Here is a 15,721-nt window from a genome sequence, read left to right as displayed (position 1 = left end):
GCGCTGGCACAATACCCGCCATGAACAGACTCCCGACCTGCTGCGCCCCCCTCCAGCACCACTGGCCCCTGCCCCGCCCGGTCCCCGGCGCCGTACTGGTCAGCTGCGCCTTCGACCCTGCCAACCTCGCGCCTGACGACTTCCAGCGCGCCGGCATCGTCCAGACCGCCAGCCTGCAACGCTCGGTGGCCAAGCGCCAGGCCGAATACCTGGCCGGCCGAGTCTGCGCCCGCGAGGCCCTGCGAATCCTGGACGGCCGTGACCATGTGCCCGCCAGCCACGAGGACCGCTCCCCCATCTGGCCCGCCAGCATCCATGGTTCGATCACCCACGGCCAAGGCTGGGCAGCGGCGGTGGTCGCCGCCGCTGGCCAGTGCCGTGGCCTGGGCCTGGACCAGGAAACCCTGTTGAGCGAGGAGCGCGCCGAACGCCTGGCCAGCGAAATCCTCACGCCCATGGAGCTGCAACGCCTGGACCGCAGCCAGCAGGCCCTGGCCGTGACCCTGACCTTCTCGCTCAAAGAGAGCCTGTTCAAGGCGCTCTATCCACTGACCCAACAGCGCTTCTACTTCGAGCACGCCGAACTGCTGACCTGGTCCGCCGACGGCCGCGCCCGCCTGCGCCTGCTCACCGACCTGTCGCCCGAATGGCACAACGGCGTCGAGCTCGATGGCCAGTTCTGCGTGCAGGATGGCCACCTGCTCAGCCTGGTCAGCGTCTAGTCCCGAGGCTGCTCACGCGGCCAGCTCAGGCTGAAGCAGGCGCCGCCCAACCGCTCGCTGCGCCCGACCAAGGCGCGGCCACCATGCCAATAGATGATCCTGCGCACGATCGACAACCCCAGCCCATGCCCGCCGGATGAGCGGGTGCGGCTGTCATCGAGCCGGGTGAACGGCGTGAAGATACGATCCCAGAAACCTTCCGGGATCCCTGGCCCGTCGTCCTCCACATCGATGCGGCAACGCTGCTGGCCGATCTGATAGCTCAGGCGCACCTCGGATTCGGCATGGCGCATGGCATTGCTCACCAGGTTCTGCAGGGCGCGGTGCAGGTAGCGCGGCTCGGCTTCGACCCGGGCGTCACCGCCTTCCAGCCCCTGACACTCACCCCGTACCACCTTCACCTCGGCCCGTAACGGCGCCAACTCCTCGATCACCCGCGCCAGCAGTTCATCCAGGTCCACCACCCGGAAGTGCAAGGCCGGTGCGCCTTGCTCCAATCGGGCGTAGGTGAGCATCTCGTCGACCAACCTGTCCAGGTCCTGGATATCGCCATCCATGCCGGCCAAGTGCTTGGCCCGGGCCTGCTCGGTGCTGGCGCTCTCGATCATTTCCAGGCCGAAGCGCAGCCGTGCCACAGGCGTGCGCAGCTCGTGGGACACCGCCCGCACCAGCTCACGCTGCATGGTCAGCGAACGCTGCAGGTGCTCGGCCATGCCATTGAAGGCCGCAGCCAGGCGCCCGACCGAGTCGGCATCGCCGGCCGGCACCCGAGTATCCAGGCTGCCTTGAGCGATGCGCGAAGCCGCCACCTCCAGGCCCGACACCCGCCGCTCCAACTGACGCACCAGCAGGTAGACCACCAGCCCGATCAGGCACAGCCCGAGGAAGGCGATCAAGATCAGCAATTGCGGCGGATAGGGGTTGAGCTGGTACAGCGGGCCGATCTCCAGCACCCAGGGCGACCCGGCAAGCCCCGAGAACACGCGGATCGAGTCGCCATCCTTGCCCAGCGCCATCACCGTGTCGCCCTCCTCCACCCGGCGGCGCTGATCGTCGTCCAGCGCCGCCCGCTCGATGCGTTGCAAGGCGATGTCGAAACCGAAGCCCTTGCTCTGCCTGAGCTGCGCCAGGCGCGCCTGCTGCTCGGTCACCGGGTAGCGCACCAGTTCGTCCGCCAGCAGGTAAAGCGTGGCACGAGCCAATTGCTCGCTGATCTGCTTCACCTCGGCCACCAGCAGCAGGTCCTCGTGACCGACCCGGCGCAATACCCGGGCGGCGTGGGGGCCGGTCTTCTCGACCACCACCAGGTCGCGGTACAGGCGCGCACGCTGCCCGCCATCGAGGGTGAACGCCGACATCGGTTGCAGATACAGCGGCACGCCGAGCAGACGCTCCCAGATCACCAGCGAACGGGTGCGCTCCACCGCGTTCTGCTGCGCCAGGTTGTCGGCCATCAGGCTGAAGGTGCCCTGGGCCAGGCGCTCACGGTGCTGGCCGGCACGGATCTCGTTGACCAGGTGCAGGCTGAGCACACCCAGCACGGCCACCAGCACCAGCACGCCAAGCATGCCGCCATAGATGCGCAGGAAGATCGAGTTCATGGCGCCTCGCCGACGAACAGGTAGCCCTTGCTACGCAGGGTCTTGATCAGCCGCGGGGTGATCGGGTCGTCGCCGATCTTGGGGCGGATCTTGGAGATGCGCACATCGATGGAGCGGTCCTGGCCGTCGTAGCCGACGCCGCGCAGCGAGGTGAAGATCTCCTCGCGGGACAGCACGCGCCCGGCGTTGCTGGCCAGCAGCCAGAGCAGGTCGAATTCGGCGCCGGTCAGCTCGATGAGCTGGCCGCCCAGGCGCGCCTCGCGCTGGCGGCTGTCTATATGCAGTGGGCCGAAGGTCAGGTCCTGGCGCCGCTCCGGGGCCTCGCTGCGGCGCAACAGGGCATTGATGCGCGCCAGCAGCAGGCGTGGGCGCACCGGCTTGCACACGTAATCGTCGGCGCCCAGGTCCAGGCCCTGGACCTGGTCGAGCTCGTCGCTGCGGGCGGTGAGCATGAGGATCGGGCCGGCGTACTGGCCGCGCACACGCCGGCAGATGCTCAGGCCGTCCTCGCCGGGCAGCATCAGGTCGAGGATCACCAGGTCTGGCTGGCTGTCGATGATGCGCCGCGCGGCGCGACCGCCGTCGCCTTCCACCGCCACTTCGAAACCGTTGGCCTGGAGGTACTCGGCGGTGAGTTCGGCGAGGCGCTGGTCGTCCTCGACGATGAGGATGCGGTTTGCTGGCTGGTCCATGGCCTTACCTTGTGTGTTGGTCTTTTATTGTTGTTCTTGCGCAGGCTGTTCCGGCCTCTTCGCCGGCAAGGCCGGCTCCTGCAGGTCTGCGCCCGCCCTGCTGTGGCAACGGCCTGAACCGATGGAAATTCCCTTTCACCAAAGCGCAACATCGCCTGCGGATACTACGTCCCGCCCCCACCCCTGCCAACCACGCAAGACGGCCCTCGACTGAACCGTTTTTTGTGATAGGGTTCGCGCCCGCAAAATTCTGCGCAGAGGCGTAGCACAGGTAAAAAATAGTGCAAACCTCTTGGGACAAGGCCTACAGCAAAAACCCACAAAGTACCCACAACTTATCCACAGGCGCTCGCCTTGCAAAGCCCCCCAGACCGCATTATCTTGTATCCCTATCGCAGCGAACCACTAGATATAGGGTTTCGAGCAAAATCACAAACACAAGTCAACCGGCAAATTCAAGCGAATTTACCGACTGAACTTAACGTGATTCCAGCAGCCAAACCGCTCCTGCGGAGGCCACCGATGCAAGCCCCCAGACGGCCTTGTTCGGGTATGAGTGTTGCAGGCACCACCACGCACTCATCAGCAACAGATTTTGGGTACGCCCAGAACCTTTGACTTCGGCCAGGGAGCGGCAGCTTATTGCCCCCAATTCCTGAGTCTGTCCCGAAGTCGGTACGCCCGAGCGGGCGGATGCGCGTGCATCACGCGCGTCCCCGCCCGGGCCATCGAGCAAGTGGACGGAACGGTGGGCGCCCCAACAGGCGCCTGAACAAACTAGAAACTGTGGAGACACCCACCCATGCAAACCGACACAACTCGCGAGAACCCGCAGGCTTTGGCGCCGCAGGCCGAATCCAACCAGGATCTGGCTGCCACCGCTCCGGGCCAACTGCGCGTGATCAAGCGCAACGGCACTGTCGTCCCCTACACCGACGACAAGATCACCGTGGCCATCACCAAGGCGTTCCTCGCAGTTGAAGGCGGCACCGCCGCCGCCTCGTCGCGCATCCACGACACCGTCGCGCGCCTGACCGAGCAGGTCACCGCCACGTTCAAGCGTCGCATGCCATCGGGTGGCACCATCCACATCGAAGAAATCCAGGACCAGGTCGAACTGGCCCTGATGCGCGCCGGCGAGCAGAAAGTCGCCCGCGACTACGTGATCTACCGCGACCAGCGTGCAAAAGAGCGCGCCACCCGCAGCAACGCCGACGCCGTGGTCGAGCCGCACCCAAGCATCCGCATCACCCTCGCCGACGGCAGCCTGGCGCCGCTGGACATGGCGCGCCTGAACACCATCATCAGCGAAGCCTGCGAAGGCCTGGCCGAAGTCGATGGCGAGCTGATCCAGCGCGAAACCCTGAAGAACCTGTACGACGGCGTCGCCCTGAAAGACGTCAACACCGCCCTGGTGATGACCGCCCGTACCCTGGTCGAGCGCGAGCCGAACTACTCGTTCGTCACCGCCCGCCTGCTGATGGACACCCTGCGTGCCGAAGGCCTGGGCTTCCTCGGCGTGGCCGACAGCGCCACCCACCACGAAATGGCCGACCTGTACGCCAAGGCCCTGCCGGCCTACGTCGAGAAAGGCGTCGAGTTCGAACTGCTCGACCCAGCGCTGAAAGGCTACGACCTGGAGCGCATGGGCAAGGCGATCAACCACGAGCGCGACCAGCAGTTCACCTACCTGGGCCTGCAGACCCTGTACGACCGCTACTTCATCCACAAGGATGGCGTGCGCTTCGAGCTGCCGCAGGTGTTCTTCATGCGTGTGGCCATGGGCCTGGCGCTGGAAGAGAAAGACAAAGAAGCCCGTGCGATCGAGTTCTACAACCTGCTGTCGTCCTTCGACTACATGGCCTCGACCCCGACCCTGTTCAACGCCGGCACCCTGCGCCCGCAGCTGTCGAGCTGCTACCTGACCACCGTGCCGGACGACCTGTCGGGCATCTACCACGCGATCCACGACAACGCCATGCTGTCGAAATTCGCCGGTGGCCTGGGCAACGACTGGACTCCGGTGCGTGCACTGGGCTCGTACATCAAGGGCACCAACGGCAAGTCGCAAGGCGTCGTGCCGTTCCTGAAAGTGGTCAACGACACCGCCGTCGCCGTGAACCAGGGTGGCAAGCGCAAGGGCGCCGTGTGTGCCTACCTGGAAACTTGGCACCTCGACATCGAAGAGTTCATCGAGCTGCGCAAGAACACCGGTGATGACCGTCGTCGTACCCACGACATGAACACCGCCAACTGGATCCCCGACCTGTTCATGAAGCGCGTCTTCGATGACGGCAAGTGGACCCTGTTCTCGCCATCGGAAGTGCCTGATCTGCACGACCTGACCGGCAAGGCCTTCGAAGAGCGCTACGAGTACTACGAAGCCCTGACCGAGTACAACAAGATCAAGGTGTTCAAGACCATCCAGGCCAAAGACCTGTGGCGCAAGATGCTGTCGATGCTGTTCGAGACCGGCCACCCATGGCTGACCTTCAAGGACCCGTGCAACCTGCGCAGCCCGCAGCAGCACGTGGGCGTGGTCCACAGCTCGAACCTGTGCACCGAGATCACCCTGAACACCAACAAGGACGAGATCGCGGTCTGCAACCTGGGCTCGATCAACCTGCCGAACCACATCGTCGATGGCAAGCTGGACACCGCCAAGCTGCAACGCACCGTGAACACCGCCGTGCGCATGCTCGACAACGTGATCGACATCAACTACTACTCGGTGCCGCAAGCGCGTAACTCGAACTTCAAGCACCGCCCGGTGGGCCTGGGCATCATGGGCTTCCAGGACGCGCTGTACCTGCAGCACATCCCGTATGGCTCCGATGCTGCCGTCGAGTTCGCCGACAAGTCGATGGAAGCGGTCAGCTACTACGCGATCCAGGCGTCCTGCGACCTGGCCGACGAGCGCGGCGCCTACGAGACCTTCCAGGGTTCGCTGTGGTCCAAGGGCATCCTGCCGCTGGACAGCCAGCAGATCCTGATCGAGGCCCGTGGCCAGAAGTACATCGACGTCGACCTGACCGAAAGCCTGGACTGGGCACCGGTGCGCGAGCGCGTCAAGAAAGGTATTCGTAACTCGAACATCATGGCCATCGCGCCGACCGCGACCATCGCCAACATCACCGGCGTGTCGCAGTCCATCGAGCCGACCTACCAGAACCTGTACGTGAAATCGAACCTGTCGGGCGAATTCACCGTGATCAACCCGTACCTGGTCCGCGACCTGAAGGCCCGCGGCCTGTGGGACTCGGTGATGATCAACGACCTGAAGTACTACGACGGTTCCGTGCAGCAGATCGAGCGTATCCCGCAAGAGCTGAAAGACCTGTACGCCACCGCGTTCGAAGTCGAGACCAAGTGGATCGTCGATGCCGCCTCCCGTCGCCAGAAGTGGATCGACCAGGCCCAGTCGCTGAACCTGTACATCGCCGGCGCTTCGGGCAAGAAGCTCGACGTGACCTACCGCATGGCCTGGTACCGTGGTCTGAAGACCACCTACTACCTCCGTGCCCTGGCCGCGACCAGCACCGAGAAGTCGACCATCAACACCGGCAAGCTCAACGCCGTGTCGAGCGGCGGCGACAGCGCCCCGGTCCAGGCCGCCGGCCCAGCCCCGGTACCGAAGGCCTGCGCCATCGACGAGCCGGATTGCGAAGCCTGCCAATAAGGCCTTCGCAGCGCTGAGCTGAACATGCCGCCTCAACCGCCCTCACGGGTGGTTGAGGCGGCATTTTTTTGCCCCGCTGCCAGCCGTTCCGCTCTCCTCCTGTAGGAGCCGGCTTGCCGGCGAACAGGCCGGTACAGACAATCCCCCTCCTGGGTCATGCCCCAGATCAAAACACCATATACAGTGGCAAATAAAAAAAACCACACAACATATAGGATCCGCTCGCATTTAGAGCTAGACTCTCACCCCAGTGAAAACAACCCGTTTCGGCTGAACGCAAGCGCACGATCCCGGTCGAAAAATTACCACCGGCCGCGCCCTGCACCACCCCGATCCGACATGAATTCCGGTATACTTCGCCCCCCAAAAAAGGGTTGAACCAATGATCGACTGCGTGACACAAGCCCCGCTTGGCCAGACCGCACGTTTTATCGTTGCCATACAGTTTTCAGGCGCCCAGGCCCCTCGCTCGAGGACAGGCCGGCCGCTTACTCAAACACCTTCAAATGTGACGAGAGCACGCTCTCACTGCCTGCCGTAACGCCCCTTGGCGTCGCGCCGCGCAGGCATCACTTCAAAATCCAACCGGTTGCCCCGCGCAACCCTCTAGCAGGAGCCAGGACCATGCTGAGCTGGGACGAATTCGACAAAGAAGACGGCGAAGTCGCCGCCAAGGCCAACACCCCCGCGCAAGCCGCCGCTGCCACCACCCTCGACAAGCTCGACAGCGCCGGCGGTGCCGCCGCCCTGGAAGCCCGCGCCGCCACCGCCTCGGACTCCGACGCCGTCAAGCGCGCCAAGGCTGCCCTGGACGCCCTGGACATCGCCGAAGGCCTGGCCGAGCTGGAAGGCTCCTCGGCCCGCGTCGCCGTTGACGAAAAGCGTATGATCAACTGCCGCGCCGACCTCAACCAGCTGGTCCCGTTCAAGTACGACTGGGCCTGGCAGAAGTACCTCGACGGCTGCGCCAACCACTGGATGCCGCAAGAGGTCAACATGACCGCCGACATCGCCCTGTGGAAGAGCATGGACGGCCTGACCGAAGACGAGCGCCGCATCGTGATGCGCAACCTCGGCTTCTTCTCCACCGCCGACTCCCTGGTGGCCAACAACCTGGCCCTGGCCGTGTACCGCCTGATCACCAACCCGGAGTGCCGCCAGTACATCCTGCGCCAGGCCTTCGAAGAGGCGATCCACACCCACGCCTACCAGTACTGCATCGAGTCGCTGGGCATGGATGAAGGCGAGATCTTCAACATGTACCACGAGATCCCGTCGGTCGCTAAAAAGGCAGCCTGGGGCCTGAAGTACACCCGCGCCATCTCGGACCCGGAGTTCAACACCGGCACCGTCGAGACCGACAAAGAGCTGCTGCGCAACCTGATCGCCTACTACTGCGTACTGGAAGGCATCTTCTTCTACTGCGGTTTCACCCAGATCCTGTCGATGGGCCGCCGCAACAAGATGACCGGCGTCGCCGAGCAGTTCCAGTACATCCTGCGTGACGAGTCCATGCACCTGAACTTCGGCATCGACGTGATCAACCAGATCAAGATCGAGAACCCACACCTGTGGGATGCCGCGATGAAGGAAGAGGCTACCCAGATGATCCTGCAGGGTACCCAGCTGGAGATCGAATACGCCCGTGACACCATGCCACGCGGCGTGCTGGGCATGAACGCGGCGATGATGGAGGATTACCTCAAGTTCATTGCCAACCGTCGACTGACTCAGATTGGGTTGAAGGAAGAGTATCCGGGGACTACCAACCCGTTCCCATGGATGAGCGAGATCATGGACTTGAAGAAGGAGAAGAACTTCTTTGAGACTCGGGTGATTGAGTATCAGACGGGTGGTGCTCTGAGCTGGGATTGATTTTTTTTGAGGGGGCTCCATATGGAGCCTCTTCTGCTTAACGTACTAAAAAGCTAGCACCAATACAGGCACCATGATATCAATAGGGAATTTTGCAGGATTGGGGCCTGCGAATCAGTACGAAAAGGACGACATCTGTGGCCGACACACAAGACGTAACAGTCAATATAACTAAAATTCTTATGGACCGCGAAAATCCTCGCCATGAGATTCTAGAGGATCAGCGAGAGATTATTAATTGGCATGTAGAGCACATGGGCGACAAGCTCATCCAGTTAATGCGAAGCATCTCAAAAGATGGGCTCAGCGATATCGAAAAAATACTTGTTCAGCCCCAAGGAAGCATGTACGTAGTCAAGGAAGGAAATCGGAGAGTAGCAGCTCTAAAGCTTTTGCACGATCCATCTCTCTGTGACGACGATCTATTTAAACGAAAAATTGAAAGTGTCTCACCATTCAATGGCTTCAGTTTCGACATAAAATGCGTTAGCTGTAGTGATCGGCACAGAGTTTTATGGATGATGGGGCTTCGCCACTTAGGACAGCAAAATGGCGCAGGCACTTTCAAGTGGGGCGCAGCGGAAAAAAGCCGTCATGAGCAAGACTATTCTGGCAAGGCCCGATACTGGCGCTCACTCTATTTCATTGAGTACGCCATCAATCAAAAACTAATCACAGAACAACAAGCAGTTAGACTTTACGAAAGAATATCCAACCTTGATCGACTGGTTCCAAGCGCCGAATTCAAGAAAGCGCTCGGCGTCTCATACAAAAATTCTTCGGTCCAGATGCTAATTGATCGCGAGACACACAATAAAGTACTATCCGTAGTTCTTGACCGTGTATCCAACCCAAGCTTCAATGTTTCTAAAATTTACACATCCGACGAGAAAACAGAATTTCTAACAAGTGCATTAGACACAGCATTCCCAAAAAACAACAAATCAGAGGAAATAACTACCTCACCAAATGGCGTAGATAAATTCCCGTTACCTTCTAGCACGCCCCCGAAAATTAATGCCCCCTCCCAAGCTCCAAATGTTTCTTCATTATATCCTCAGCCTAAGCCAAGAAAGCAGCCGAACCCTGCTGAGCGAGATAAATTATTCATAGGCAACCTCTCGATCCCACCAGCCAAAACCAAATGCAGCAAACTTTATAGGCAAATTGACTCATTAAAACTTAGCGAGCATGGTTTAGTCGTGGCCTGCGCCGCACGAGCCTTAGTTGACATATCCTCGCAAATTTATATTGAAGACCTTTATATTGGTGACAAAGCCAAGAAGAACTCATTTGGCCAAATAGCCTTGGGCGAAATGGTTAAAATTGTCGCAAATCATCTTTACAATGAAAAAAAGATATCTCGCGAACTGAATAACTTAATTTCAAGTGGCGATGCGGCTAACCCTCAAAGCTTCCTACACCCGCAAGCTTTGCACGCCTTCATGCATGGTCGATATGAGAGTTCCATGACGAACCTTAAAGAAGCTTGGGACCGATGCTACGAAGAATACCTTCGGGCACTTTGGTCTCACCTAAAAGATCTACAAGATTAAAATGGCAAGCAGGTACTTTACACCTCTGCGATATCCCGGAGGAAAAGCCAAGCTCTCTTGGCTTATAAAAGATATCATCAAAGAGAACAAACTTGATGGAGCTCAATATATTGAGCCTTTCGCAGGCGGGGCAGCCGTAGCATTAGAGCTACTTTTAACGAAAACCGTATCACACATACACATCAACGACTTAAATATTGGTGTTCATAGCTTTTGGCATTCCGTACTGCACAGCACGGAGCGCCTAATGAAAAAAATATATGACACGCCAATAACCATGGAAACATGGTACGCGCAAAGAGACATCATGAGAAACCCCTCTTTCGCCTCTACGACAGATATTGGCTTTGCATTTTTCTTCTTAAATAGAACCAATCGCTCCGGAATAATAAATGCTGGAGTGATTGGTGGTTATGATCAAACTGGCAACTACAAAATCGACGCTCGCTTCAACAAAGACGAACTAATCGAACGAATTACATCTATCGCAAAAATCAAAGAATCAATTTCACTCTACAATTTAGATGCTGAAGTATTTCTTTCTGAAATGGATAGGCGAAACTTTGATCCGGCAATATCCTACGTAGACCCTCCATACTTTGTTAAAGGGAAGAGACTTTATGATAATTTTTATGAGGCCGATGATCACAAAAGAATAGGCAAGCTCTTAAAGACCCTAAAAACGCCTTGGATCTTGTCATATGATGACCATCCCGAAATCAGAGAAATCTACTCAGATCATCGCATCTCCGAAATCGACTTGGTCTATAGCGCAGCGAAGAAAATGAAAGGTCAGGAAGCTATATTTTTCTCTCACAGCTTGAGCCTACCCAACACCCTTCTTCATGAACATTAATCCGTAAATTTCATTAAAAATAGGAAACCTCCTACATTCTTGATCATTGACATGGCAACATGGAGGTCATATTTTTTCTCGGCGCCTAAGAAACGCTTTACACAGCGGTCTACCCGCTCCCGACAGATGCGGCATTTTTGTGCCTGTGGTTTACTACTGCGCGCATGAAACACTCTGTTACGTCGGGAGTGGGCTAATACAAGACCCGCGAGGGGAATATGTCCGGCCTTCTGTGTAAGGTTTCTTAGCTCCCGACACCCAGCCCTAAGAAAGCTGATCACAGACAGAGGTAAAGGAAATGCCTATCGAGACTAGCGTTCGCAGGCCTTTCGCACATGCGTCCCGCCTGTTCCACTCCCTCAGGACCAGGGAGGCCAGCCATGACTGACCTCCACGACTCCACCCTCTTCACCCGCCACAACCGCCCCCTCCACACCCTCTGGCTCGAATCCCAAGCCTGGTTCTGCGCCCACGAACTCGGCCGGATGACCGGGCGCTTCTTCGACGAACACTGCATCCGCAAACTCGACCCGGACCAGCATCGCACCGTGCAGCTGCTGCGCTACGGCCAGTACGGCGAGACCACCATGGTCAGCGAGTCCGGGGCCTATACCCTGCTGGCCCATCATCACATTCCGGAAAACCGCCACCTGCGCCACTGGCTGACCCATGAGGTGGTGGCGGTGCTGCGCGATGGGCAGGACTCGGCGCTGGAAGACCTGCCGCGCCTAGGCAGGATGTGCTGGCCGGGTGGGCATACGGCGAGTCTGTTGTACTGGCAGAGTGAGCCTTGGGTACGGATGCGGGATATGCCGGTGGTGATGGCGGCGGAGGTACCCGTGGTGGTGCCCGAGCGGCGCAAGCTGAGCTGGAAGGCATGTGCGCAACGGGCGTTGCGGTTGCATGGGGTGGGGGATTGAAGATCCCTGGGGCCGCTCTGCGGCCCTTCGCGGGTAAACCCGCTCCCACACACAGCGGTAATGGCAGAAGAAGGGCTTGCCCTCGCCACAAAGGGCATCGATATGCCGGACTGGAACAGGCCAGTCACGTGGTCGAGGGCAAGACCATTGATGAGTTTAGAGCGGATCATGAGTCTTGCGACATCGAAGGCATGCGCAACTGCAACGATCCGATGCAGAGCGATGCGCTCATAGTTTTTGCCAAGAAGACACCTCGCGCCCCTGTTTGGTAACGCTTGGCAGCGCTACAATGGCACGCATCGCGTATTCGCACCTGACTGGCCCAGGAGACCCCATGGCAACCGTTCAGAAAAAGCAGCTCAGCGACGCAGCCCTCGAAAATTTGGAAAGCCAGATTCCAGAAATGGCAGCTGCTGCGACGCGCCTTGCCTACTTCCGCGCTGTCGCAGCAGGGCACACCGTGGTCACCGTCGAGCAGGATCGAATCGTAGCAACCCACGCTGACGGGCAGGTTGAGGTGTTGGTCGAATCCAGGCCACGTCGCAAGGTCCAGAAAGGCCAGGTCCTTACTGTTCGCAAGATCGATGGGCGCGCCTAAACTGCGGGTTTTTGCCGGGCCCAACGGCTCCGGCAAAAGCACCATCAAGGATCAGATCCCGGCAGGCCTGATAAATACCTACATCAATGCAGATGACTTGGAAAAAGCTGCGCGTGCAACCGGCTGCATCAATCTGGCCGAATTCGATATCAGCCCGCCCCTCCAGAAGCTGACTACCTTCCTGGCTAATCACCCCTTGCTGATCAAGGCGCAGCTACAGCACACCGTAGCGACAGTAGAGCTTAGTGGGCAGTGCATAGACCTTCGCGCTATCACCATGAACTCCTACTACGCCTCGGTCATTGCGGACTTCATCCGGCATGAGCTACTTGAGCGTAGAGCCAGTTTCACCTTCGAGACCGTCATGTCGTCGGCCGAAAAGGTGAGGTTCATGAATGAGGCCCGACAACTGGGTTATCGAACCTACCTGTACTTCGTCGCAACCAACTCACCCCAGATCAATATCCTGAGGGTGGCTAACAGGGTCGAAGACGGCGGACACGACGTACCTAAGGACAAAATCGTCCAGCGCTACGCTCGTACCTTGGCACTGCTGCCCGAAGCCATTGCGGCCACCAACCGAGCCTACATTTTCGATAACACCGGTGACGAATCGATTTTTTTGGCTGAGATAACCGATGGCACGGCACTCGAATTCCATCAGGATGAAATGCCGGATTGGTTCCTGGATGCATATGTGAGCAAAGTACTGGAAGCATGAAGCCAGCGTAGTAATTGCCCCTTCAACCCATCCCGACTGTCGTGCGAGATTGGTTTAAGAATTCCTCTGCAAGGGAGGGGGTTCTTCTTCCTGAATAGTCTGACAGCACCTTAAGACGCAGGGCAGATTTCGAAGGAAGATTTCTGATGACTGGGGCGTGGGAGCGGCGCTGCAGGGGCTTACACCCCGCAGCCGGTGCCATCCTTCGCGGGGCAAGCCTGCTCTCACGCCCTAATCAGCTCAGATTGGACTTAGTGAGCAACCTCCAACGGCATCCGGTACTCGATCACCCCCGGTTTCTCGGCAATCCAGTCATACAACCGCTGCGCAGTCTTGTTGGTCTCCTGGGTATGCCAGTACAACCGGTCGCACCGCTGCTGCCGGGCCTGGTCCTGGACGAACTCGATCAGGCGCTTGCCGATCATTCTCCCCCGCGCATTCGGCGACACGAACAGGTCTTCCAGATAGCAGAAATCATTGCGCCCCCAGGTCGAACGGTGGAACACGTAGTGAACGAAGCCGAAGAATTGCTCGCCGTCCGTGGCCACGGCGCAGTGCATGGGCTCGGCCGGGTCGAAGAAGCGCGCCCAGGTGCGCTCGGTGATGGCTGGGCCCAGGTCCACTTGGTAGAAGGCCTGGTATTGCGCCCAGTAGTCGGACCATGGCTGCAGGTCGGTTTGCTTCACTTCGCGAACGAAAACGGGCAGTTGGGTGGTGGTCATTGTTCAAACCCCTTTTGGACAACACAGCTGAATGAGTGAGGGGGCCGGCCTGTCCGTAGCGCTTGCCTTCCTTGGTGATTGCTTGCGGACCTGGGTTTTATAGCGGATAAATGGCTGGTTTTTGCCTGCCAATTATTCGGTAGTTACCAGACCATTTTTAGGGTCGCGATCCGGCCCCAGGATTGGCAGGCATCTGTCGAATCTACCCGCCAAGGACCCAGGCCAATGTTCAAACACGCCCAGCTGGAATCGGTAAAAGCCTGGCTAACGGATCCCGCCCATGGCGCACTGGCGCGGCACGTGCGCATCCAGCGGGCCATCCGCCAATTGATCCTTGAGGGTGCCCTGCCGGTCGGCAAGCCGCTGCCGGCGTCGCGGTCGCTGGCCAGTTCGCTGGGCGTCTCGCGGGATACCGTGGAGTCGGCCTACAGCCAGTTGCACGCCGAGGGCTTTATCGAGCGGCGCGTAGGCAGCGGCAGCTTCGTGTCGCAACGCGCCCGCTGCCTGCCGTCGCGCAAGCGCCAGCGGCCGGCACACAGCGAAGCCCCGGTGCAGTTGAGCCGCCGAGGTGAAGCGCTATTGCACAGCGGTGGCGTGCACAACTTCCAATCACCCCGCCCCTTCGCCCCGGGCGTGGCGGAAACCCGGCATTTCCCCCTGGCCGCCTGGGAGAAGCTGGAGCGGCAGGTGTACAAGGAATACGGCACCCGTGCCCTGGAACACAGCGAGCCACAGGGCATGCTCGCCTTGCGCAGTGCAATCGCCGACTACCTCAACCTAGAACGCGGCGCGCAGGCATCCGCCGACCGCATCCTGATCCTCACCAGCTCGCAGCAGGCCCTGGGCCTGTGCGCCCAGGTGCTCATGGACGCAGGCGACCGGGTGCTGGTCGAGGACCCGCTGTACCAGGGCACCCGCAAGGCCATCAGCGCCGCCGGGCTGCAAGGCGTGCCGGTGCCGGTGGACGCGCACGGCCTGCAGGTGGATGGCATGGCCCAGCGGGCGCCGGATGCACGGGCGCTGTTCCTCACGCCTTCGCACCAATACCCGACCGGCGCCACCCTGTCGCTGGACCGGCGCCTGCGGGCCATCGACTGGGCGCGCCAGCAGCAGGCGTGGATCATCGAGGACGACTACGACAGCGAATTCCACTACGCCGGCCGCCCCACCGCCTGCGTGCAGGGCCTGGATTCGCACGCGCGCACGCTGTACATCGGCACCTTCACCAAGTCGCTGGGCGCCGGGCTGCGCATCGGCTACCTGCTGCTGCCGCCCCAGCTCGTCGCGCCAATGACCGCCGCGCGAACGTTGCAGGATGGCCACAACGCGTCCGTCGCCCAGCTGACCCTGGCCCGGTTCATGGAAGACGGCCACTTCAACGCCCATGTGCGGGCCATGCGCAGCCTCTATGCCGAGCGACGCGACGTACTGGCGGACCTGGTGCAGCGGCGCCTGGGGGCGTTCCTGCACCCACACGTGCCGGTGGGTGGGCTGCAGATGCCCTGCCATTTCGTTCAGGACTTGGCGGAAGACGCTGTGGTCAGGGCGGCACGCGGGGCGGGGATCGATCTGCTGGGGCTGGGCAGCTTGTATGCGCAGCCGAGGAACGATGCCGGCTTGCTGATGGGGTTTGCGGCACTGACGCCCGCTGAGATGAGGGAGGCGGTGGTGAAACTGGGGCAGGTGCTGGCAGGTTTGGTCACTTCGGGACGCTCGATTCGGTAGCCAGTTCTGCGCGAAACGAAATGTGGTAAACCAAACGCTGAAAACCGCCGCGAA

12 protein-coding genes are annotated in these 15,721 nt (G+C 59.9%); 9 read left to right on the top strand and 3 right to left on the bottom strand.

Going from position 1 to position 15,721, the window contains the following annotated elements; translation table 11 throughout:
* Positions 1–20: 20 nt before the first annotated feature.
* On the top strand, positions 21–722 hold the full coding sequence (locus tag IM733_RS00130) for a 4'-phosphopantetheinyl transferase family protein (RefSeq protein WP_248919018.1): 702 nt from the start codon (positions 21–23) through the stop codon (positions 720–722).
* Here IM733_RS00130 and IM733_RS00125 read toward each other — a convergent pair.
* Complete coding sequence (locus IM733_RS00125; protein WP_248919017.1) at positions 719–2,323, bottom strand: ATP-binding protein; 1,605 nt, start codon at positions 2,321–2,323, stop codon at positions 719–721. The two genes, IM733_RS00130 and IM733_RS00125, sit on opposite strands and share 4 nt — an antisense overlap.
* Positions 2,320–3,015: a response regulator transcription factor gene (locus IM733_RS00120; protein ID WP_248919016.1), complete on the bottom strand. Its 696-nt coding sequence runs from the start codon at positions 3,013–3,015 to the stop codon at positions 2,320–2,322. Before IM733_RS00120 ends, IM733_RS00125 begins: the two co-directional genes overlap by 4 nt.
* Positions 3,016–3,817: 802 nt before the next feature.
* On the opposite strand from IM733_RS00120, the gene IM733_RS00115 reads away from it, so the two are divergent.
* The 7 genes from IM733_RS00115 to IM733_RS00085 all read left to right on the top strand — a co-directional run bounded on the left by IM733_RS00115 (position 3,818) and on the right by IM733_RS00085 (position 13,220).
* Positions 3,818–6,694: a ribonucleoside-diphosphate reductase subunit alpha gene (locus tag IM733_RS00115; protein ID WP_248919015.1), complete on the top strand. Its 2,877-nt coding sequence runs from the start codon at positions 3,818–3,820 to the stop codon at positions 6,692–6,694.
* 624 nt (positions 6,695–7,318) lie between these two features.
* Complete coding sequence (locus IM733_RS00110) at positions 7,319–8,569, top strand: ribonucleotide-diphosphate reductase subunit beta (RefSeq protein WP_110701197.1); 1,251 nt, start codon at positions 7,319–7,321, stop codon at positions 8,567–8,569.
* 137 nt (positions 8,570–8,706) lie between these two features.
* The gene (locus IM733_RS00105) at positions 8,707–10,125 is read left to right on the top strand and encodes a ParB/Srx family N-terminal domain-containing protein (protein ID WP_248919014.1); all 1,419 of its coding nucleotides are present in this window, start codon (positions 8,707–8,709) and stop codon (positions 10,123–10,125) included.
* Position 10,126: 1 nt separating this feature from the next.
* Positions 10,127–10,981: a DNA adenine methylase gene (locus tag IM733_RS00100; protein WP_248919013.1), complete on the top strand. Its 855-nt coding sequence runs from the start codon at positions 10,127–10,129 to the stop codon at positions 10,979–10,981.
* Between the two features lie 380 nt (positions 10,982–11,361).
* Positions 11,362–11,901, top strand: coding sequence for a BRO-N domain-containing protein (locus IM733_RS00095; protein WP_248919012.1), 540 nt, complete (start codon positions 11,362–11,364; stop codon positions 11,899–11,901).
* Positions 11,902–12,235: 334 nt separating this feature from the next.
* A complete protein-coding gene (locus IM733_RS00090; protein WP_110701203.1) occupies positions 12,236–12,499 on the top strand; it encodes a hypothetical protein in 264 nt (87 codons plus the stop codon).
* A complete protein-coding gene (locus IM733_RS00085; protein ID WP_198755687.1) occupies positions 12,486–13,220 on the top strand; it encodes a zeta toxin family protein in 735 nt (244 codons plus the stop codon). The genes IM733_RS00090 and IM733_RS00085 overlap by 14 nt, the downstream gene beginning before the upstream one ends.
* A gap of 251 nt (positions 13,221–13,471) precedes the next feature.
* Here the strand turns inward: IM733_RS00085 and IM733_RS00080 are convergent, their stop codons facing one another.
* A complete protein-coding gene (locus IM733_RS00080; protein WP_248919011.1) occupies positions 13,472–13,942 on the bottom strand; it encodes a GNAT family N-acetyltransferase in 471 nt (156 codons plus the stop codon).
* Between the two features lie 225 nt (positions 13,943–14,167).
* On the opposite strand from IM733_RS00080, the gene IM733_RS00075 reads away from it, so the two are divergent.
* Positions 14,168–15,667 carry a PLP-dependent aminotransferase family protein gene (locus IM733_RS00075; protein ID WP_248919010.1) on the top strand — a complete coding sequence of 500 codons (1,500 nt, stop codon included), beginning with the start codon at positions 14,168–14,170 and terminating at the stop codon, positions 15,665–15,667.
* The last annotated feature ends 54 nt before the right edge of the window (positions 15,668–15,721 follow it).

It is taken from the genome of Pseudomonas entomophila, assembly GCF_023277925.1.
Classification (GTDB): domain Bacteria; phylum Pseudomonadota; class Gammaproteobacteria; order Pseudomonadales; family Pseudomonadaceae; genus Aquipseudomonas; species Aquipseudomonas entomophila_D.
Note: the sequence above shows the minus strand (reverse complement) of the source record. Positions and strands in the feature narration are given on the sequence as shown.